Raw genomic sequence first — 19671 nt, 5'->3', positions numbered from 1 at the left:
CCACGGAGTGCGGGCGTAGCTCAGGGGTAGAGCACAACCTTGCCAAGGTTGGGGTCGTGGGTTCGAATCCCATCGCCCGCTCCAGAAGATTTCCAGAACATTGAAAATTACGGACTGTTGCCTTCCGGGGCAGGCTTTCTGATGCCCTGTTGAGCGGTTTTCGAGAACGTCTGTTACGAAACGTCCCGCTCAGTTTCCGTTGTTTCAGCCATGCTCCGTTTCGCAGATGATCCTGTGGAGAAAAACGGCAGTATGTCCCCTTCAGACCGGCCTCTCATTGCCATCATCGGGGGCGGGGCCAGCGGAACGCTGCTGGCCTGGAACCTGCGCAGGCTGCATGTTCAGGCGCGGATCATTGTAATTGATCCTGCGGAACGCCCTGCGGTCGGGCTGGCCTATTCTACGCTGTCTCCCTGCCATTTCCTCAATGTTCCAGCGGGCGGCATGAGTGCTGATCCCGATGATCCGGAGCATTTCCTGCGCTGGCTTCGCGCGCATCACGATCCGGACGTCACGCCCGGCCAGTTCATGCCGAGGGCCGTGTTCGGACAGTATCTGTCCAGTCTCTGGGCGGAGGCGCGTCCTGAGTGGCGGCAGACCAGCGTCCTGTCCTGCCAGCGCGTCGCGGGGCGGCTGGAACTGGCGCTCGGTGATGGAGAGAGGCTTCAAGCAGATCAGGTTGTGCTCGCGACCGGCAATTTCGGCCCCGCGCCTGTTGCCAAGGTAGACTCGGACCTGGCTTTGAGCGGGCAGTATCATCCCTCGGGCTGGGATAACGGATTCTATGACCGGATCGTGCCTGATGCAGCAGTTGTCCTGATCGGAACGGGTCTGACCTCCCTCGATGTGTTGATGCGCCTGCGCGAAAACGGCCATCGGGGGCGGGTTGTGGCCCTGTCCCGTCATGGCTGGTGTCCCGAGCGTCATGCGCCTTCCGCTCCCGCAAAAACGGATATTATTTCCCCCGGAACACCTGCGACGGCGCGGGCGTATTTCCGGGCGTTCCGGGACAGCCTGGCCAAAGGGACCGGCTGGCGCAGTGCGGTCGATGCGCTGCGTCCGCGGATCAATCCGCTGTGGCAGGCTCTGGATCTGGCGGAGAAAAAGCGCTTCCGGCGGCATCTTCAGCGACGCTGGGACATCGTGCGGCATCGCGTCGCGCCGGAAGTGGCGGATTTCATGGTTGCGGAACTGGAAAACGGCACGCTGGACTGTCGGCGCGGGCAGGTGACCCATCTTGGGCCGGAGGCCCGGCAGGTGCTGGTCCAGGCGCGTGACAGGACGGGCCTGTTCACGCTGTCCGCCGATCATGTCGTGAACTGTACGGGGCCAAGCCGGGCTTACCGGCAGATGGCGGACACTCTTCCCCATGCGCTTCTGGCGGACGGAATGGTGCGGGAGACCGCTCTGGGCGGATTGCACTGCCGCGAGGATGGCGCGCTGACTGATGCGGCCGGGCGGTGTGCCGGAGACCTGTTCGCCCTGGGGCCAATGCGCTGGGGAACATTGTTCGAGACGACGGCCATTCCGGAAATCCGCAGGCAGGCGGCGGATCTGGCTACCTTGCTGAAAGAACAGTGTGGCCGGAACGTCCGGGAAGCATCGTGCGAGACGGTGCTTCCCGGATAGGGGCTCAGAAGAACTGGATGTGGCTCTTGAAGCCGAGCATCGCGGCGTCCTTGAGGGCCTTCTGGGCGCCGGGGCGGAAGTAATACTGGAAGTCGGGCGCGAAGGTGATGCCGCGCATGACATGGATGCGGTAGGTCGCTTCGAGCACTTCACCGAATGTCTGCGGCGTCAGGGAGCTGGACATGAGGGGCAGCCCGTACATGGCCTGCAGACGCTCCGTCGCCGTGGCTGTCTTGGAGACGCGCACGTAGGAGAAGTTGATGCCGATCGTATCCAGCGGACGTGCGGCCCAGAATCCGCTGTCGATCAGGCCGGCGGAATACTGCTGCGCCCTGAGCTGGGTGCGGGGGCTGTTGGCATACATGCCGCCCAGCAGGATCAGGCCTGCATCAGCATTGCCCTTGACGTGATGGCGCCAGACCATCTGGTCCGCGAGTGCCCAGGCCGACCATGAATAGTTCAGGGTACGGGCAGGGTTTCCGGTCAGAACATAGGGCTGTCCGTTCACGTCGTAATAGTTGTCCTTGTGGGGCGCGTTGTCGATCGCGTAGCCGACCTTGTAATGGCCGGGCAGCTTGTCCTTGCCGAACAGTGGCTCCCAGCCGGCTTCCATCGGGATGGCTTCGCCGTGGATGTCCGCGCCGTTGAACTTGAAGCCGGTACGGTACTGCACGTTGTTGTAAATACCCGCCTGCGAGAAATAGACGCCGGTCTGGATATAGGTGCTGGTGGTCGGACGTGTCCGCACGCGGAAGGCCCAGCTGGCATCCGGATAGGACGAATGGGTGATGTTGTCGGAAGATGCTTTGGGGTTTCCGCAGAACGCGTTGTTCTGGAAGGTGCAGTACAACGGGCTGGCCGAGAAATCGTTCAGCAGCGGAATGCGGCCGCCTGCCAGGTCCACACGGCCCTTGGCAATGGTCTCTTCCGCGTAGGCGTAAACGAGATGGACGACCACGTTGCCGCCGGCGCCGTAAATTTCGGAGCTCGGGTTGAGGTTGTCACCGAACATGCGGCTGGCGGGAATGCCGTACCGGCCGACGACAAGCGCATGGGTCGAGAAGCCGCGCACATTGGCGAGCTTTTCCCAGTCGATGTCGTTCTCAAGGCTGTACTGACCGGCATTGCTGCTGCCCTGACGTAGGCCATAGTCTTTGGTCGGGCTGGTGATGGCGCCCGAAAACTCGTTGGTCGTATCCATCATAATGGCCACGCCGCGATCGCGCAGCCAGGTGTTCCAGCCGAACGGATCGGTCAGGATGGCTTCCGGGCGCGGCAGGGGCGGGACCCATTCATTGCCGAAATAGATCTGGTTCAGCGGCGTATTGACGCGCTCGCTGGGGAGTTCCGAGTTTTCGGAGGGCCAGACGACGGGCGGGATGGTCTGCTGTGGGGCTGTGACCTGGATCTGGGTCACTTTTGCGTTGGGCGTGTAGCTCTGGACGGTTGATGACGTTGAGCTGGAAGCGGATCCCGTGCTGGAGATGGGAGATGTCCGTGCGGTGCCATCCTGAGCTGTGGTGCTTGTGGCTCCAAGGCTCTGGGCGATTGCGCAGGACGGAAGAAATGTGGCCAGGCAAAAAGCTGCGTGGATATGGACTCGAGACAAGCCGCTGATTCCTTGGAAAGCAGGTTAGCAACGGCGGGATAACACGAATTTACCGCTAAAGATCATAAAATAATGTTACTTGTATCATAAATAATCACAAATTCGTGTGATGTTGGGCATGAAAAAACCCTGCCTCCCAAGGGGAGACAGGGTTTTTTGCAAAAGCATCAGACAGGCCCGTGAGCGGGGCGGAGGCGCCCGGCCTGAGCCTGACGGGCCTTACTTGGCGGCGGCGAGCGCTTCCATGATGACCTTGCCGGCTTCGGCCTTGTCAGCCCAGCCCGTGACCTTGACCCACTTGTTGGGCTCCAGATCCTTGTAGCGCTCGAAGAAATGCGTGATCGCCTTCTTCGTGATTTCCGGCAGGTCGTCCACGGAGTGCACGTTGGAGAACTGCGGATGCACCTTGTCGTGCGGGACGCAGATGATCTTCTCGTCCTGTCCGCTCTCGTCTTCCATCTTCAGCATGCCGATCGGACGGGCGCGGATCACGGAGCCCGGCACAACGGCAGCCGGCGTCAGGACAAGGGCGTCGGCCGGATCGCCATCGGCGGCCAGCGTGCCCGGAATGAAGCCATAGGCGGCCGGATAGGCCATCGGCGTGAAGAGGAAACGGTCAACGACGAGCGCGCCGCTGTCCTTGTCCACTTCGTACTTCACCTGCGAACCCTGCGGGATTTCGATGACGACATTGATGTCGTTGGGCAGGTCCTTGCCGGGCGAGATCTTGGAAACGTCCATGATGTCCATGTCCTGAACTGTTTGGAGAGGCGGCGATACTACCGGCGGCCGGAGCCTCTGCCCAGAGCGGAATGGGGAGAAGTCATGCCCGGCGGCGGGAAGCAGACATAAAAAAAGCTCCCCGTGCCGTGTGGCAGGGGGAGCTTCTGAAGATCCTGTCCTTGCGGAAAGGGCTTCAGAGCATCGGCTGTGCGGCCTTGACGGCGGCGTGACAGGCGGCGCGGCGATCGTCTTCGTTCGTGTAGGCCACGAGGTAGAAGCGCTTGCCGTTGCTGTCGAAATAGCCGGCCGTGCCGAGCGCATAGTCGAAGTTGCCGACCGTCTGTTCGGTGGCCTTGTACTTCTCACTCAGCCCGTAAAGGACCGGATTGCCTTCATCGTAGGAGACATACTGCTGCTCGACGCAGTAGTTCATGATGCCTGCAAGGTTGGCGGGCGAAACACCCGTGAAGTCCTTGCCAGGCGTACCCTGGACGGCCGGCGGAGGCGGGGGGGACTGTTCCTGTGCCATGGCAGCCTGGGAAGCCAGACCCAGCCCGAGGGCGAGGCCGAGGACGGGCACGATACGACGAAACATCACGGTATCCTTAGTTCTGAAACCCTGTCGTCCGCGGTCACCCGCGGTTGAAATCGAACAATTCTCCTGTTTCCCGGAAAAGGGAAGTGTGTTGCAGAACATTTCTTCGTGATCAGTTCGTGAGGTTTGTGTCAGCCGGGGAAAACCGCGCGATCATCCGGTGGATTCCAGCTCCGCGGGCGTGAGCGAAGGGTCTAAATACGGGCTCCGGGCATCGAAGAAGATGCGGTTCGTGTCCAGTTCCGTGGCGATGACGTCCAGACTGGTCAGAGCTGCGATCAGGACGAAGCGTTCCCGGGGACGGTCTTCGTTGCGCTCGCAGGTCCGCAGGCGGAGAATCGCAAGCTTCGTCGCCCGCAGGGTGCGGCCGTAATGTCCGTGGTAGCGGCCGCTGAAATGGCTCATGCGTCCCATGATCAGCGCCAGTGCCTGTCCGGCTTCCGGATTCAGGCGCGTGTCACGCCGGATGGCCTGAAGCCGCAGCAGGTTGAGCATGACGCGCATGCCCGACAGGATTCCCGTCAGATAGGCCTGGATGACCGGGGATGGGGTCGAGCCCGAATTGGTCATGAGCCGGACGAAACGGTCCACGTTGCGCGATACCACGCTGTCCACCGTTTCCTGCGCCCGGCCATCGGCGATGCGGTGCAAGTCCCGCAGGATGTGTTCGCGCATGGTCCAGCGCTGGTGTGCGGGATCGTAGGGCAGGAAGACCCGGTACATCCATGAGGCATAGAGCAGCCCCAGCACCAGCGGCAGGGCGGTATTGAAGTAGACGATTTCGTCCGTTTTCGCCTGATTGGACGGCCCGATGAGGATGGGCAGGAACAGGTTGTAGGACACGGCCGGAAGGGTCAGGGGCGGGTAGGCGAAGGCCAGGCCGCCGATCATCATCGCCAGTCCGGACCACATGCCGAGCATCTCGAATGTCGTCGATTTGCCCATTAGCGCAAGATTCAGGATGCCGGCCGCGACGACCGCACAGCATGCACCGCGCAGGAACGCCTGTGTGGCCAGTGCCGGGCGCTCGAGCGTGGAGAACAGGCTGCATACGATGCAGACGAACATGATGAAGGTCAGTCCGCTGGGCCAGGCCGTGCAGATCCAGATTAGACCCGCGCCGAAGACCGTGACGGAGGAGCGCAGGCTGTTGGTGATGGCCTGCTGCCAGTCGCGGTAGGAGCGGATAGGCGAATGGAAATGGTCATGGGATCCCGGATGGCGGCTGGCCTCGAACTGGGTCAGCGCCATGCGTAGCGCGTCGATCAGCTCGACGAGGGCCTGCTGGAGCATGCCGTGGCGCAGGACGGCCTCGCGGGCTGCATCGTCCGGCTGGGCGGTACTGAAATCCGAGACGACCTTCTGGCGGCACTGACGGCGCAGGGTCAGCAGGTCGGCCAGGATGGAAGCCATGCTCTCCGTTTCTTCGAGCCGCGCGGGCAGCTTCAGGAACATGTCGCGGATGGCTTCGGCTTCCTGGCGGAACATGTCGTCCTGACTGAGCGGCAGGCGCATGAGGGTCGCAAGATCGAGCGCGCGGGCAAGAAGCACCGCGATGTCGGCCAGGGCCGCGCGGGCGTGGTCTCCGGCATGGTCGTGGCGGCCGAGCTCGACCTCCGCGAACTCCACCTGATCGCCGAGCGTCGTGATCTGGGCGAAGATGGCCTGCACGTTCTGCATGGCCCCTTCCTTGCCGACCAGAATGCCGGCAATGGCGGTCAGGGCCGGTTTGAGGGTGTCCTCGAATGTGCTGGCGAGCTGGTGGCGCGTGCGTTTGGTCAGGCCGAGCTGGAAGAGGCCTGAAATCGAGGCTTCGAGCACGATCCCCAGCAGGATGTAGGTGGCGCGCGACATCGAGATGGCGAAGATGTGGTGCGGGTCTGCGATGCCGTCGAGCGAGACGATGGCGTAGGTGAAGCCCGAGGCCCGCATGCCATGGATGCGGTAGTTCGTCATCGATGCCGGACCGGGCATGAACGTGCCGATCATGCAGAACGTGCCGATCCCGACCGCCAGCAGGAGGATGAACATCAGCGGTGCCTGCGGGATGGCCGCGACCAGCGTAATGCCGCTGATGACGCCGACCACCATGCCGAACAGGTGCCACTTGGCTTTCGCAAGGCTGCGTCCGCGCGTGCCCTGCGCGACCATCCAGACGGTCAGCGCGGCCCATTGCGGGCTGCCGAGCTCCATCCAAAGCGCGATGCCGAGGGCGAGCAGGGACGTGCAGGTGGTCCGGAGCGCATATCCGGCCATGACCGGATCGGGGGCGTAAAGCCATCGCAGTTTGCGGATGAGCGCGACCGGCCCGGCCTGTATCATGTCAGATGGGCACCGCTGTGCAGTTTTGCAGTATATGCAGGCATCGGACATTCCTTCGGGCAATACGGACCAATGGCGCCATCTCGCAACGGCAGCAAAGGTCGCCTGAACGGCCTTTCAGGAACGGGAAGGCGTGACACACTAACTTAAAAAGACATGTTCCACCATGTCGGCCCTTGCAAAAAGACCCGAGTTGGGCGATTTCGGACTGCACCCGCGCGCCTGTAGCTCAATTGGTTAGAGCCGGCCGCTCATAACGGCTTGGTTGGGGGTTCGAGTCCCTCCGGGCGCACGGTGTGTTGACCTGATTCATGCGGGACGGATGTTCCGCTTCTTCCCCGCCCATCCACCGATTGAGGAGACCTCCCATGGCCGCCTACCAGTACGTCTATGTCATGAAGGACCTCACCAAGTCCTATCCGGGTGGGCGTGAAGTCTTCAAGGGCATCACGCTGTCCTTCCTGCCGGGCGTCAAGATCGGCGTCCTTGGTGTGAATGGCGCGGGTAAGTCCACGCTGCTCAAGATCATGGCCGGTATCGAGAAGGAATATGGCGGTGAAGCCTGGGCCGCCGAAGGCGCGCGCATCGGCTATCTCGAACAGGAGCCGAAGCTCGACGAGAGCCTGACGGTCGGCGAGAACGTCGCCCAGGGTTTCGGTGAGCTGAAGAAGGCCGTGGACCGCTTCAACGAGATCTCGATGAAGTTCGCCGAGCCGATGTCCGATGACGAGATGACGGCACTTCTGGCCGAGCAGGCCGATCTTCAGGAGAAGATCGACGCCGGCGATGGCTGGGAACTGGATCGCAAGCTCGAAATCGCGCTCGATGCCCTGCGCTGCCCGTCCGCCGACAGCCCGGTGACGAATCTCTCCGGTGGTGAGAAGCGCCGCGTGGCCCTGTGCCGCCTGCTGCTCGAGAAGCCCGACATCCTGCTGCTTGATGAGCCGACCAACCATCTCGACGCCGAAAGCGTGAGCTGGCTCGAAAAGACGCTGCGTGACTATGCCGGTACCGTCATGGTCATCACCCATGACCGTTACTTCCTCGACAACGTTACCAACTGGATCCTCGAAATCGAGCGTGGCCGCGGCTATCCGTTCGAAGGCAACTACTCCTCCTGGCTGACCCAGAAGCGCAAGCGTCTGGCCCAGGAAGAGAAGGAAGAGAGCGCCCGCCAGCGTGCCCTGGCCGCCGAGCAGGAGTGGATTTCCAGCTCGCCCAAGGCCCGTCAGGCCAAGAGCAAGGCGCGTATCACGAAGTACGAGGAAATGCTGGCCGCCAATGCCGAGAAGGCTGGTGGCACGGCGGACATCGTCATCACGCCGGGCCCGCGTCTGGGTGGTACGGTCATCGAGGCCGAGAACCTCACGAAGGGCTTCGGTGATCGTCTGCTGATCGACAATCTCAGCTTCAAGCTGCCGCCGGGCGGCATCGTGGGTGTGATCGGACCGAACGGCGCGGGCAAGTCCACGCTGTTCAAGATGATCACCGGCGACGACCAGCCCGACAGCGGCTCGCTGAAGATCGGTGAGACGGTGAAGCTCGGTTACGTCGACCAGTCCCGCAACACGCTCGATGACAGCAAGACGGTCTGGGAAGAGATTTCCGGTGGTACGGACGTCATCCAGCTTGGCAAGCGCACGGTTCCGTCCCGCGCCTATGTGGGCGCGTTCAACTTCAAGGGGGCCGACCAACAGAAGCGGGTGGGTGTCCTGTCCGGTGGTGAGCGCAACCGCGTCCATCTCGCCAAGATGCTCAAGCAGGACAGCAACGTCATCCTGCTCGATGAGCCGACCAACGATCTTGACGTCGATACGCTGCGTGCCCTCGAAGACGCTCTGGCGGAATTCGCGGGTTGCGCCGTGATCATCACCCATGACCGCTGGTTCCTCGACCGTCTGGCCACGCATATCCTCGCTTTCGAGGGTGACAGCCATGTCGAGTGGTTCGAAGGCAACTTCCAGGACTACGAAGCCGACAAGCGTCGCCGTCTGGGGCCGGATGCGACCGAGCCCGGCCGTATCAAGTATCGCCCGCTGGCCCGCTGATCCGGCGCTTTTCCCTCGGCTGGCGGGATCTCCCGTTCGCCGAGGGGCTATGCTGAAGGCCCGGGGAGAGCTGCGTGCTGGGGCGTGAAATCCGTACCGCCCGGCTTGTCCTGACTCCGGTCAACTGGCCGGACCTCGAAGATATGGTCGCCCTCAAGGGCAATGCCGGAGCGTTCGCGCGGATGCTGGGCGGTATCCGCAACCGCACCACCACCGAACAGGAAATGGCGGAGGACGTCAGTTTCTGGGCCAGACGGGGGGTCGGGATCTTTGCCATTCGCGAGAACGGCCGCTTCGTCGGCATCACCGGCGTTCATGAACGTCCTGACGGGCGCGGCCTCGGGCTGCGCTTTGCCCTGTTCCCCTGGGCTGCCGGGCGCGGCATCGCCCGCGAAGCCGCTGCGGCCGCCCTGCGCTATGTGCTCGATTGTGGGGAGAAACGGATCGTGGCCGTTGCGCGGGAAGACAATCTCGCGTCCCGTACGGTTCTGGGCAGTCTGGGTCTGCACCATACCCAGACCTTCGATCGCAACGGCGACACCATGCTCCTGTACGAAATCACGGCGGACTGACGCGTGGGCGCCCTACCGGGGGCGCAGGACGTGCAGGGACGGGAACCCCTCGACCGGCATGTACAGGCTGGCCAGTCTTTTCCTGACGCAGGCGAAAAACGGCCGGACGGTCAGCGACGCGGGATCGGTCTCGGGCGTGTAGACGATCAGGGGCGGCGGGTTTTTCAGCAGGCTCTGGCACAGATCATGCGGATAGCCCGGGATGGAATGTTGGGCATAAACCCAGTCCCAGGGCAGATACTCGTAATAGCCATAAGGCGGTCGCCGGTCGGCCATCCAGTAGAACTCGGGCATGTAGGGAAGCATCAGGATGGGCTGTCCCGGCGGGACAAGGGCTCGGACCTTCTGGCTGATGGCGTCATTAACCGGCTGATAGAGCGTGTAAGGCGGTCTGTGGGTGGTGTCCCGGTAGGTCCAGCCGAAAGGGGTGTTGGTGGCCAGATGGCTGCTGCCCCAGAACGCCAGAACTGTCAGAATGGCGCAGGGTAAAGCCTTGCTGACCGTCTTGGGCTCTCCCCGCTGTTCGAAAAACGCCATGAGCCCCAGTCCTGCCAGCGCAAACGCTACGATCAGGGTTTGCCCGTCCTTGAAGCCCACGGCGGCACGGGCATTGAGAAGGATAATGCCCACGAAGCCGATCAGGATGGCGATCCTGTTGCGTTCTGGCCGCCGGTAGAGCAGCAGGGGAAGCGCGCCGATGAGCAGGATATGGGCGAGGGTGGGGTAAAACGCCTCACCCTGAAAAGAGGGCAGAAGGGAGAGCAGGAAGGTGCCCGGTCCGAAATGGATGAACGGGGCATAGGCGATCTGGTTGAAGAGGATATGGAAGACCACGAAACTTCCGAGATCCGCATATCTCACGAACCACAGACCCAGCAGGAACACGCCAAGAAGGACGCCCCCTGCGAAGGCCCTGATGGCCCGGTAGTTCTTCTGTCCGGCCAGAAGCCAGAGGGCGGACGCCACGATCAGGAGCGCCCCGGGTCCATAGGCGTAGGCGCATGCGAGGATCAGGATCAGGCACAAACCTGCAAGCGCTGAAGGCAGCACTGGCGGGGTTCTGCCGAGCCACGCCGGCACCACGAACAGGGCGAGCAGTCCCACGGTCAGAAACCCGGCTACGGCGTAGAAACTGACCATGTAGAACGCGTCCATCAGCCAGTAGGACGCAAGTCCACCGACGAAGACCAGACTGGCGAGAAGGCGCTGTCGGCGTCCAGGCAGGGTGGATGTGGCGCAGAGGGACGCGGCGGCCATGAGCGCCAGAAGCGGCAGGAACAGCCGTGCGCCCTGCGGGAAATGCCATCCGAAGAGGGCGCCATAGAACTGGGATAGCATGAAGATGACCGGCCCGTGCGTGTCCACATAGGACACATACAGCCTGCCGTCCTCATTCAGCATCCGGCCGCCCAGAAGATGTTCGCCCTCGTCGCAGAACGAGAGGAACCACAGGCCTTTCCAGCAGGCCCAACCGAAGAATGTCAGGCAGGCGAGGGTGAAGACCGCCAGAAGTCCGCCCTGAAGCCCGAAACCGGGAAGACCCTTTCTCCGTGCGGTTGTTCCGGTTTCTGGAAATGTCGGGTCTGTCATCCGGTCTTGTCTCATGCGCTGGATAGCAGAACGGACGGCCCTCCGCTGGAAAGCCGTCCGTTTCAGGAACTTACAACCGCAGAAGCGGTGTTGTTTGGAGCGGTATCTTACTGGTGGTGGTTCAGCTGGCGCTCAAGGGCGGCGTTCAGCGCATCGACGTCGCCGTTATGGCGGGCCAGATAGGAGCTGTAATCGCCGCGCTGGTTCATGCGCAGGCTGGCACCTTCGCCATACATGTCCACGACCTTGGGCGGGTTGCCGCCGATGATCAGCTGCATGTTGACTTCCGGCTGGCCCGGACGGTCGATCAGCGCGTTGACGCGCTCGCCTTCCGGCGTCGTGCTGGTCGTCGTGACGCGGAAGCTCACGCCCTGATAGTTGCCGATCTGGTCCGTGATGGTGTTGACCAGCACCTGATCAAACAGGGAGATGTACTTGTCACGCTGGGCGGGAGTTGCGGTGCGCCAGTACTTGCCAAGGCAGTAACGGCCGATCCCGGTGATGTCGACATTCTCCTGCAGCAGCGGGAGAACTTCTTTCTTCTTCTCGTCCAGCGACTTGCCCGAGTTGACCACGGCAGCCAGACGGCCACCGAAGGAGTTCACGAAATCCGTCGCCGTGCTGGCGTGAGCGGCCCCCGTTGCGACGGCGAGGGAGACGACGGCCCCAAGAACAGTGCGGCGCGAAAATACGTTGAACATGTCGTTCTCCTCAGTTGTACCAGTCAGGGGTGGTTGCGCGATCGTCGCCCTTGATGGTGTCGATCTGGCTCTGACGGTTCTGCTGCCAGGCACTCCGGATATATGAGTACGGGTCCAGGCTGTCCTGTTCGAGATGGTCGATCTGGTCGATGGAACTGGCATAGCCTTCCATGGTCCCGGCCACGTTGTAAGCCCAGTTAAAGGTTAGCAGATCATAGCCGCGAGGCACATAGTTGATCGGCGTGAGGCCCTGGCTGATGCCGTAGCCGATGCCGTCGCGGATGTTGGTCGGGCCGACGAACGGAACGAACAGGTACGGGCCGCCGGCCACGCCCCAGGTTCCCAGCGTCAGACCAGGATCGGTCTCATGCTGCTTGTAGCCGACGAGGCCCGCGACGTCGAAGAAGCCGGCCACACCGGCACTCATGTTGATGGCAAAGCGCATGAAGGCATCTCCGGCGCGGCGCGGCTTGCCTGCGCCGACGTCGGAGAAGAACACCGAAGGTTCGCGCCAGGTTTCATTCACGTTCGCAATGGAATGACGCACGGGTTTGGGAACTGCCCAGATCCAGGCCTTGCCTACCGGGCGCAGGACCTTGTGATAGGTCCACATCTGGAGGTTGTACATCTTGCGGTTTGCGGGTTCGTAGGGGTCGTTGGCGGCCTTGTAGTCCGCCAGGTCGTCCGGATCCTTCGGCGGCGGGTTGCGCAGCGAGCCACAGGCTCCGAGCGTCAGCAGGGCGAGGGCCCCTGCGAGAGCCCTGCCGCGGCGTGACACACGACGTGAGCGCGTCTCCCGGATTTCGTTTTCGTCCTGCCGAAAGTCCATAACCATCCCCAAAATGCCCTTCCCGGCCCTGCGCTCACGAAGAAGTCACAGGAAAACGGAAATTTTCATAATCCGTTCACTGCAGGACTCCATGAACCCCGATGGGCCACACGCCATCCGTCGCGGAAAACTGCGGAGGGGCGTAGTCATAACGTATCCTCCGATAGCGTGCATCCCTGTATGTCTGCAAATGCTGGTCGTTTGAAGAGGGCATCTGCTTTAACGATCCAGATGCTCTTCCGTCACTTTCGGGGCTTTGACCCCTCAGGGTTTTTGGGACCACTGTGGCCCCAACTCAACACCCGGGAGGTTTTCAATGTCCAGATTCTTCGGCTCCAGAAGCGCGCTTCTTGCGACTGTCGCGGCCCTCTCCGTGGGTGCCGGTGTGGCACAGGCGCACCCCACCGTTGCAAGCCAGCCCTGGGGCAGCACGCCGGACGGCAAGCCCGTGCGGATCGTGACCCTCAAGAACGGCCTCGGCACGACGGCCCGTATCATCACCTATGGCGGCATCATCCAGTCCGTCGAGACGCCGGACCGTGAGGGGCATGTCCAGGACGTGGTTCTCGGCTTCGACAACCTGAAGGGTTACACGGTCGACAGCGCGAAAGGCGGCCTGTTCTTCGGCGCCATCATCGGCCGCTATGCCAACCGTCTCGCGGGGGGTAATTTCCCCGTTGAAGGCAAGATCTATCACACGGACGTGACGGCCCCGCCGAATGCCCTGCATGGCGGCAAGAAGGGTTTCGACAAGAACGTCTGGACGATCGAAAAGACCGGCACCAATGCCAGCGGCGCGTATCTGACGCTCAAGCTGGTCAGCCCGGACGGTGACCAGGGCTTCCCCGGCAAGCTGACGACGCATGTGACTTATACGCTTGGTACGGATAATGCCCTGTCGCTGCATTATGTCGCCACGACCGATGCGCCGACGGTTCTGAACCTGACGAACCACAGCTACTGGAACCTGAACGGCGAAGGCTCGGGCTCCATCGAGCCGGAAGTGCTTCAGATCAACGCCGATGGCTTCACGCCGACGGACGCAACGTCCATTCCGACCGGCCAGATCGCGCCTGTTGCCGGCACGCCGCTCGACTTCAGCAAGCCGACCGTCATCGGGGACCGTCTGCGCAGCAATGATCCGCAGATGATGTATGCCCGCGGCTATGACATGAACTGGGTCGTCAACGGGCCTTACGGTCAGGCACCGCGTCTGGCCGGCAAGGTCTATGACCCGCGTTCGGGCCGCAGCATGGAAATCCTGACGAACCAGCCGGGACTTCAGGTCTACACGTCCAACTCGCTGGATGGCGGCTATGCCGGTGTGTCCGGTCATGCCTATCGTCAGGGCGACGCGATTGCGTTCGAGGCCGAGCACTATCCCGACAGCCCGAACCACCCGTCTTTCCCGACGACCGAACTGAAGCCGGGTCAGACCTTCGATTACACGACGACGTTCAGGTTCTCGAACAAGTAACAGCCCTCAGGGTCCGGGGCGCTGGCTCCGGACCCTGAAATGCATATCAGGCCGGCCGGGGCACGGTTCCCACGATCCGGGCCGGGTTGCCGACCGCGGTGGAATAGGCCGGGATGTCTTCCAGCACCACGGATGCCGCGCCGATCCGGGCATATTCCCCGATGATGAGACGGCCCAGGACCTTGGCCCCCGATCCGATCATGACGCCGCGGCGCACGATGGGGTGACGGTTGCCGGTTAGCTTGCCGGTTCCGCCCAGCGTGACTTCCTGGAACAGCGAGACGTCGTCCTCGACGATGCTGGTCTCGCCAATGACGATTCCCGTTCCATGATCGATGCTCAGCCGCCGTCCGAGACGGGCCGCGGGGTGGATGTCGATGGCGAAGAGTTCGTTGATCCGGCTCTGGAAATGATGCGCCAGATGCTGGCGCCCCTTCGTCCAGAGATGGTGCGAAATCCGGTAGGCCTGAAGCGCCTGCCATCCCTTGAAGAACAGAAACGGCGTGACGAGGTCCGGGCATGCCGGATCGCGGTCATAGGTCGCGAGAATATCTGCTGCCGCCGCTTCCGCGATGTCGGGCTCGGCGCTCAGGATCGAGGCGACAAGGCGTGTGATCGTCGTCGCGGGGATGGAGCGGTCCGCTAGTTTCGTGCCCAGCAGGGAGGCCAGTGCGGACGCAAAATCCGGGTGGTCGCCGATATTGGTGGAAAAGACATCCTGGATCAGCGGGTCATGGCAGCTGCATGCCTGGGACTGCATGTCCTTCCAGAAGGCCACGAGGTCCGATGATCTGTCGGTAATGGAAGTCTCCTCGGCCGCTCCCGTCATACGCCCATGGCCTTTCGTACGAAGGCCCGGCGCAGGGCGGGGAAACGCTGGACGCCCGCGATACCGATATCGCGCAGGCGGCGCAGGACGGGATTGTCGTTGCCGAACAGGCGTTCGAGTGCATCCGTCGCGGCAAGCATCGCCATGTTGCCGGGGCGGGTGTTGCGCTGATAGCGGACCAGAAGCTCGCGGCTGCCCATATCCTTGCGGTTGCGATGCGCTTCGATCAGCAGGTCAGCGAGTGAAATCACGTCCCGGAAGCCGATATTCAGGCCTTGCCCTGCGATCGGATGGATGCCGTGCGCGGCGTCACCGGCGAGCGCCAAACGCGGGCCGATATAGCTCTGGGCGTACTGGGCTGAGAGCGGATAGATCCAGCGACGCCCGACGGGCGTGATCTCACCCAGATCCTCATCCGCCATGCGGGCCTTGATCTCGCGTCCGAAGATTTCGTCCGGCAGGGCATGGAAACGCTGGGCGCGGCCTTCGCCTTCGGCCCAGACAATGGCGGAGCGGTGTGGGTGCTCGGCCGTGCCGGGCATGGGCAGACGCGCGAACGGACCTTCCGGCAGGAAATGTTCGAGCGCCACGCCGTGATGCGGCTTTTCATGCGCGATGGTCGCGACGATGCCGTACTCATTATAGGGGATCTTGGTCAGGCCGATCCGCGCCTGACGACGCAGCGGGGAGCGACGTCCTTCAGCCGCCACGGCGAGCTTCGCGGTCACGGTTCTGCCTGACGCCAGACGGATGGAGACATGATCGGGGTGGAACGTGAAGCTCCCCAGATCCGGCGCCAGAACATCAAAGCTGTCATACTGCTTCAGCGTCTGGTTGATAGCCAGTCGCAGATCCCGCGCCTCGACCATCCAGCCAAAGCTCTGGCCTTCGGGGGCGTCTTCGGGGCCGAAATGCAGCGTTAGCGGGGAGGGGGCCTCATGCGGGCGTCCGTCCGCCACGAGGATCTCATGGATCGGCTGGGCCACGTTGGGCAGATTGTCCCAGATTCCGGCATCGGCCAGCATCCGGCGGGAGCCTTCCGCAATGGCATAGGCCCGGCCGTCCAGCGCAGGGTCTTCCATGCCGGGCAGGGCGCTACGGTCGATGAGCAGGACGCGCACGCCCTCTGCCGCCAGACGACACGCCAGCGTGGCGCCCACAGGTCCGGCACCGTTGATGCAGAGGTCGTAATGGGTTTTTTTCATCGTACTCATCTCCCTGCCCCTGTCCTACTCCTGCGGCGGTTTGAGCGGAAGGGGGCGCGCACGTTACAGACGTGCCTGCGGCCCGATGAAATGTCTGCTCCCGCGCGCCGGTGACAGTATCAGTGTGACCTGTGCTGAATAATCCCGATGTGCCTGAACTATACCGTTAAAGAAATGCGGATTCCGAAGTGTATTTTTCCAGTCGATGACCGAAAAAGCGCCGTGCAAGGGCAGAAAACCGGATTCGGAATGCGGTTTCGGTGTTTCCGTTTCCTGTCCGGGGCGGCATTGTAGGGTCGTAATCCTGAATGAATGTCTGGCGGCGGCGGAGAAAACAGGGAACGTTTCGTTTCAGACGGTGTTCTGTCCTCCATCGCCATGACCGCCAGACGACAATGGCAGCGGAAGACGGCCATGTGCCTTTTCCGCATCAGACCGGCTTTCCGGCTCCACGGAGCCGTCCGGAACCGGATCGGTTTAGACTACGCAGGGGCAGGGAACCGCACAGCGCATGATCGAACATTCCTACGTCAATTCCATGAGCCGGGTCGGGCATCTTCTGAGCTGGCTTCCCGCTCCGCTGGGTTCGATTCTTCTGCTGCTTCTGGCGGCGGGAATTGCGCTGCTGTTCAGCCGCGTCATTACGGAGGCCCTGCCTCGGCTGCCGGGCCTGCGCCGCATCCAGTTCATTCATGCGATCATTGCGCGCCTGCGGACGACCATCCGCAACTTCCTGATGATCATCGCCGCCAGTGCCGCCCTTCAGGCCACGACCGGCTTCACGTCCTCGACGATGACCTTTCTGGAACAGGCTTTCCTGTGCCTGTTCATTCTCAATCTCGGCTTCGGCATCATCAAGACGTTCCGCCTGCTGACGGACCAGTATCTCAACCGCATCACGGCCAAGGAACATACAGACGACATCACCGCGCGCTCGCACCAGACGCAGATCCGCGTCCTGCGTCGCCTGATCGAAATCTCGTTCGGCGTGCTGACGGTGGCGTCCTCGCTGATGGTGTTCCACTCGGTGCAGAAATTCGGCGTCTCGCTGTTTGCGTCCGCTGGTGCCGCCTCCCTGATCGTCGGTCTGTCCGCTCGTCCTGCCCTGTCGAACCTGATTGCCGGTATCCAGATCGCCGTCACCCAGCCGATCCGCATGGAGGACATGCTGATCCTGAACGGGGACTGGGCCTGGGTTGAGGAAATCAACGCGACCTATGTCGTCCTGCGCACCTGGGACCGCCGCCGCTACATCGTGCCGATTTCGTACTTTCTGGAAAATCCGTTCCAGAACTGGACGCACAGTTCGCCGTCTCTGATCTGTTCGCTGTTCCTGTGGCTGGACTACCAGACGCCGGTCGAGCGCCTGCGGGAAATCTATTTCGAGGAACTCGCCAAGTGCCCGGACTGGGATCAGGACAAGACGTCCATCGGCTGCCAGATCGCGGATACCAACGCACAGGTCATTTCCATCCGTCTGATCGCGGGTGCGGCCGATGCGAACGGGATGTGGAATCTGGGCTGCGACATCCGCGAGCGCATGCTGCGCCGTCTGCGCACGGAAATGCCGGAATGTCTGCCGCGCGGGCGGACCGCCATTGTCTCCGGCACGCCGGACCAGAGCCCCTGGCCGGACAATCTGGTCGCCCCGCCGGTCAATCGCCCGCAGGATGGCCCCTATCGCGGCCCGGACATGCCTGCTTCTCCGCCCGCAGCGATGCCCGGGCGCTCCTGAGGAGCAGCGTTTGGGCAACAGGCTTATTCGTTCAGGGAAAATTCACTGAAAACGGCACGGCCGGACTGCCAATATCATTATGAGACTGGCATGATCTGGGGCATACTCTGATACAGATTGCCAGACCGCAACGAGGATATGCCGTTCGTGAAGCTCGTTACTGCCATCATCAAACCGTTCAAGCTTGATGACGTCCGCGAAGCCCTGACCCCGCTTGGGGTGCAGGGCCTCACTGTTACCGAGGTCAAGGGTTTTGGCCGCCAGAAAGGCCAGACGGAGATCTATCGCGGCGCCGAATATCACGTCAGCTTCCTGCCCAAGCTCAAGATCGAGGTCGCCGTTTCCGACACGATCGCCGAGGACGTGATTGAGGCCATCATGACCGCAGCCCGCACCGGCAAGATCGGTGACGGCAAGATCATGGTCTCCAGCCTCGACCAGCTCATCCGCATCCGTACGGGAGAAACCGGCGAGGGCGCTCTCTGATGGCCGCCCCTGCGCTGAGGCGCTCCGTACTTTCCCTTGCAGCCGGTGTTGTTGCGCTGCCCGCCATCGCCCATGCCGCTCCGGCAGCTGCCCCCATTGATACGGGTGACACGGCCTGGATGCTCGTCAGCACGGCCTTTGTCCTGATGATGACTATCCCCGGCCTGGCGCTGTTCTATGGCGGCATGGTCCGCAAGAAGAACGTGCTGGCGACGCTGATCCAGTCCTTCATGATCTGCTGCATCGGCAGTCTGGTCTGGATGGTAGCGGGTTACAGTCTGGCGTTCTCGACGGGTTCGCCCTGGATCGGGGATCTGTCGCGCGTCCTGCTGCGGGGGGTGGCGGACAACTTCCATGAGGGCGTTGATACCGCCTTCACGCTTGGCGCCGGAACGCCTGCTGCCGTCACGATGACGATCCCCGAGAGCGTCTTCATGATGTTCCAGATGACGTTCGCCGTCATTACTCCGGCCCTCATCACGGGTGCCTATGCCGAGCGCATGAAGTTCTCTTCCATGTGCCTCTTTACGGTGGCCTGGCTGCTGCTGGTTTACGCGCCGGTCGCGCACTGGGTCTGGAGCCCGACCGGCTGGGTTGCGGGGCTGGGCGCGGTGGACTTCGCCGGCGGTACGGTCGTGCACATCAATTCCGGTGTGGCCGGTCTGGTCTGTGCCATCATTCTGGGACGCCGCAAGGGGTTCGGCACGGAAGACCTCTCTCCGTTCAACCTGACCTACGCCATTATCGGCGCATCTCTGCTCTGGGTCGGCTGGTTCGGCTTCAATGCCGGTTCCGCGCTGGGGGCCAATGGCCGCGCGGGCATGGCCATGCTGACGACGCAGGTCGCTGCCGCTGCGGGTGGTGTGGCCTGGATGGTCGTCGAATGGGCGCGCACGGGCAAGCCAACGGCTCTGGGTATCATCTCGGGTGCGGTGGCCGGTCTGGTCGCCATCACGCCGGCCGCAGGGTTCGTCCTGCCGGGCAGCGCGGTCCTCATTGGTCTGATCGCCGGTGCGGGATGCTTCTGGAGTGCCACCTGGCTCAAGCACCGCTTCAATTATGATGACAGCCTCGATGCGTTCGGCGTCCACGGCACCGGCGGCATCATCGGCGCCATCCTGACAGGCGCGTTTGCCTATGGCCCGCTTTCGGCCACGGCGTCCAACCCGGAAGGGACGGTCGCCAGTGTCCATCAGGTCGTGGCGCAGGCCGAGGCCGTGGGTGTGACGGTCGTGTGGTGTGTTATCATGACGACGCTGATCCTGAAGGTTCTGGATCTGGTGATGGGCCTGCGGGTCTCGCCGGAAGAGGAGCTTGAAGG

The 19671-nt window shown here is 62.5% G+C and carries 16 protein-coding genes and 2 tRNA genes; 9 read left to right on the top strand and 9 right to left on the bottom strand.

Features of this window, described 5'->3' with window-relative positions; all coding sequences use genetic code 11:
* Nucleotides 1–9: 9 nt before the first annotated feature.
* Both GOX01_RS10665 and GOX01_RS10660 read left to right on the top strand, forming a co-directional pair.
* A tRNA-Gly gene (locus tag GOX01_RS10665) sits at nt 10–84 on the top strand.
* A 168-nt stretch (nt 85–252) separates the two neighbouring features.
* Nucleotides 253–1629, top strand: coding sequence for an FAD/NAD(P)-binding protein (locus GOX01_RS10660; protein ID WP_081107062.1), 1377 nt, complete (start codon nt 253–255; stop codon nt 1627–1629).
* A gap of 4 nt (nt 1630–1633) precedes the next feature.
* Here GOX01_RS10660 and GOX01_RS10655 read toward each other — a convergent pair whose 3' ends face one another.
* The 4 genes from GOX01_RS10655 to GOX01_RS10640 form a co-directional block, all read right to left on the bottom strand.
* Complete coding sequence (locus tag GOX01_RS10655) at nt 1634–3238, bottom strand: carbohydrate porin (RefSeq protein ID WP_024716655.1); 1605 nt, start codon at nt 3236–3238, stop codon at nt 1634–1636.
* Nucleotides 3239–3457: 219 nt separating this feature from the next.
* The gene (ppa, locus tag GOX01_RS10650) at nt 3458–3979 is read right to left on the bottom strand and encodes an inorganic diphosphatase (protein WP_011252330.1); all 522 of its coding nucleotides are present in this window, start codon (nt 3977–3979) and stop codon (nt 3458–3460) included.
* A 175-nt stretch (nt 3980–4154) separates the two neighbouring features.
* On the bottom strand, nt 4155–4556 hold the full coding sequence (gene adhS, locus GOX01_RS10645) for an alcohol dehydrogenase subunit III (protein WP_011252329.1): 402 nt from the start codon (nt 4554–4556) through the stop codon (nt 4155–4157).
* Between the two features lie 153 nt (nt 4557–4709).
* Nucleotides 4710–6878, bottom strand: coding sequence for an FUSC family protein (locus tag GOX01_RS10640; protein WP_098049514.1), 2169 nt, complete (start codon nt 6876–6878; stop codon nt 4710–4712).
* A 218-nt stretch (nt 6879–7096) separates the two neighbouring features.
* Here GOX01_RS10640 and GOX01_RS10635 point away from each other — a divergent pair.
* The 3 genes from GOX01_RS10635 to GOX01_RS10625 all read left to right on the top strand — a co-directional run bounded on the left by GOX01_RS10635 (nt 7097) and on the right by GOX01_RS10625 (nt 9498).
* Nucleotides 7097–7170, top strand: a tRNA-Ile gene (locus tag GOX01_RS10635).
* Between the two features lie 76 nt (nt 7171–7246).
* Nucleotides 7247–8926: an energy-dependent translational throttle protein EttA gene (ettA, locus tag GOX01_RS10630; RefSeq protein ID WP_011252327.1), complete on the top strand. Its 1680-nt coding sequence runs from the start codon at nt 7247–7249 to the stop codon at nt 8924–8926.
* Nucleotides 8927–9000: 74 nt separating this feature from the next.
* Entirely contained in the window at nt 9001–9498 is a 498-nt protein-coding gene (locus tag GOX01_RS10625; protein ID WP_011252326.1) for a GNAT family N-acetyltransferase, read from the top strand.
* A 12-nt stretch (nt 9499–9510) separates the two neighbouring features.
* On the opposite strand, the gene GOX01_RS10620 is transcribed toward GOX01_RS10625, so the two are convergent.
* From GOX01_RS10620 to GOX01_RS10610, 3 genes are all read right to left on the bottom strand, one after another.
* Complete coding sequence (locus GOX01_RS10620) at nt 9511–11088, bottom strand: hypothetical protein (RefSeq protein ID WP_062269587.1); 1578 nt, start codon at nt 11086–11088, stop codon at nt 9511–9513.
* Nucleotides 11089–11195: 107 nt separating this feature from the next.
* Nucleotides 11196–11789, bottom strand: coding sequence for an MlaC/ttg2D family ABC transporter substrate-binding protein (locus tag GOX01_RS10615; RefSeq protein WP_011252324.1), 594 nt, complete (start codon nt 11787–11789; stop codon nt 11196–11198).
* Nucleotides 11790–11799: 10 nt separating this feature from the next.
* Nucleotides 11800–12618, bottom strand: a complete 819-nt coding sequence (locus GOX01_RS10610; protein WP_011252323.1) for an MlaA family lipoprotein — start codon at nt 12616–12618, stop codon at nt 11800–11802.
* A gap of 316 nt (nt 12619–12934) precedes the next feature.
* Between GOX01_RS10610 and GOX01_RS10605 the strand changes: the two genes are divergently transcribed.
* Nucleotides 12935–14095 carry an aldose epimerase family protein gene (locus GOX01_RS10605; RefSeq protein WP_011252322.1) on the top strand — a complete coding sequence of 387 codons (1161 nt, stop codon included), beginning with the start codon at nt 12935–12937 and terminating at the stop codon, nt 14093–14095.
* Between the two features lie 46 nt (nt 14096–14141).
* Here GOX01_RS10605 and cysE read toward each other — a convergent pair whose 3' ends face one another.
* Both cysE and GOX01_RS10595 read right to left on the bottom strand, forming a co-directional pair.
* Nucleotides 14142–14924: a serine O-acetyltransferase gene (gene cysE / locus GOX01_RS10600; protein ID WP_011252321.1), complete on the bottom strand. Its 783-nt coding sequence runs from the start codon at nt 14922–14924 to the stop codon at nt 14142–14144.
* Nucleotides 14921–16138: a UbiH/UbiF/VisC/COQ6 family ubiquinone biosynthesis hydroxylase gene (locus GOX01_RS10595; protein WP_024716652.1), complete on the bottom strand. Its 1218-nt coding sequence runs from the start codon at nt 16136–16138 to the stop codon at nt 14921–14923. Before GOX01_RS10595 ends, cysE begins: the two co-directional genes overlap by 4 nt.
* Before the next feature lie 502 nt (nt 16139–16640).
* Here GOX01_RS10595 and GOX01_RS10590 point away from each other — a divergent pair.
* The 3 genes from GOX01_RS10590 to GOX01_RS10580 all read left to right on the top strand — a co-directional run.
* A complete protein-coding gene (locus GOX01_RS10590; protein ID WP_024716651.1) occupies nt 16641–17864 on the top strand; it encodes a mechanosensitive ion channel family protein in 1224 nt (407 codons plus the stop codon).
* 147 nt (nt 17865–18011) lie between these two features.
* Nucleotides 18012–18350 carry a P-II family nitrogen regulator gene (locus GOX01_RS10585; protein ID WP_024716650.1) on the top strand — a complete coding sequence of 113 codons (339 nt, stop codon included), beginning with the start codon at nt 18012–18014 and terminating at the stop codon, nt 18348–18350.
* Nucleotides 18350–19671, top strand: a 1322-nt coding sequence (locus GOX01_RS10580) for an ammonium transporter (protein ID WP_141259251.1), incomplete at its 3' end; no start/stop codon positions are given. The genes GOX01_RS10585 and GOX01_RS10580, both read left to right, overlap by 1 nt.

This window comes from Gluconobacter oxydans, assembly GCF_006539685.1.
Lineage (GTDB): Bacteria > Pseudomonadota > Alphaproteobacteria > Acetobacterales > Acetobacteraceae > Gluconobacter > Gluconobacter oxydans.
The sequence above is the reverse complement of the archived record's forward strand: the minus strand, read 5'-3'. Positions and strand labels throughout refer to the sequence as shown.

What these genes read in the sequence shown, in the direction of transcription:
- GOX01_RS10605 (WP_011252322.1), top strand. Translation starts at nt 12,935, where the DNA reads ATGTCCAGATTCTTCGGCTCCAGAAGCGCGCTTCTTGCGACTGTCGCG.
- GOX01_RS10595 (WP_024716652.1), bottom strand. Translation starts at nt 16,138, where the DNA reads ATGAGTACGATGAAAAAAACCCATTACGACCTCTGCATCAACGGTGCC.
- GOX01_RS10620 (WP_062269587.1), bottom strand. Translation starts at nt 11,088, where the DNA reads ATGACAGACCCGACATTTCCAGAAACCGGAACAACCGCACGGAGAAAG.
- GOX01_RS10615 (WP_011252324.1), bottom strand. Translation starts at nt 11,789, where the DNA reads ATGTTCAACGTATTTTCGCGCCGCACTGTTCTTGGGGCCGTCGTCTCC.
- GOX01_RS10610 (WP_011252323.1), bottom strand. Translation starts at nt 12,618, where the DNA reads ATGGACTTTCGGCAGGACGAAAACGAAATCCGGGAGACGCGCTCACGT.
- ppa (WP_011252330.1), bottom strand. Translation starts at nt 3,979, where the DNA reads ATGGACGTTTCCAAGATCTCGCCCGGCAAGGACCTGCCCAACGACATC.
- cysE (WP_011252321.1), bottom strand. Translation starts at nt 14,924, where the DNA reads ATGACGGGAGCGGCCGAGGAGACTTCCATTACCGACAGATCATCGGAC.
- adhS (WP_011252329.1), bottom strand. Translation starts at nt 4,556, where the DNA reads ATGTTTCGTCGTATCGTGCCCGTCCTCGGCCTCGCCCTCGGGCTGGGT.
- GOX01_RS10590 (WP_024716651.1), top strand. Translation starts at nt 16,641, where the DNA reads ATGATCGAACATTCCTACGTCAATTCCATGAGCCGGGTCGGGCATCTT.
- GOX01_RS10660 (WP_081107062.1), top strand. Translation starts at nt 253, where the DNA reads ATGTCCCCTTCAGACCGGCCTCTCATTGCCATCATCGGGGGCGGGGCC.
- GOX01_RS10640 (WP_098049514.1), bottom strand. Translation starts at nt 6,878, where the DNA reads ATGATACAGGCCGGGCCGGTCGCGCTCATCCGCAAACTGCGATGGCTT.
- ettA (WP_011252327.1), top strand. Translation starts at nt 7,247, where the DNA reads ATGGCCGCCTACCAGTACGTCTATGTCATGAAGGACCTCACCAAGTCC.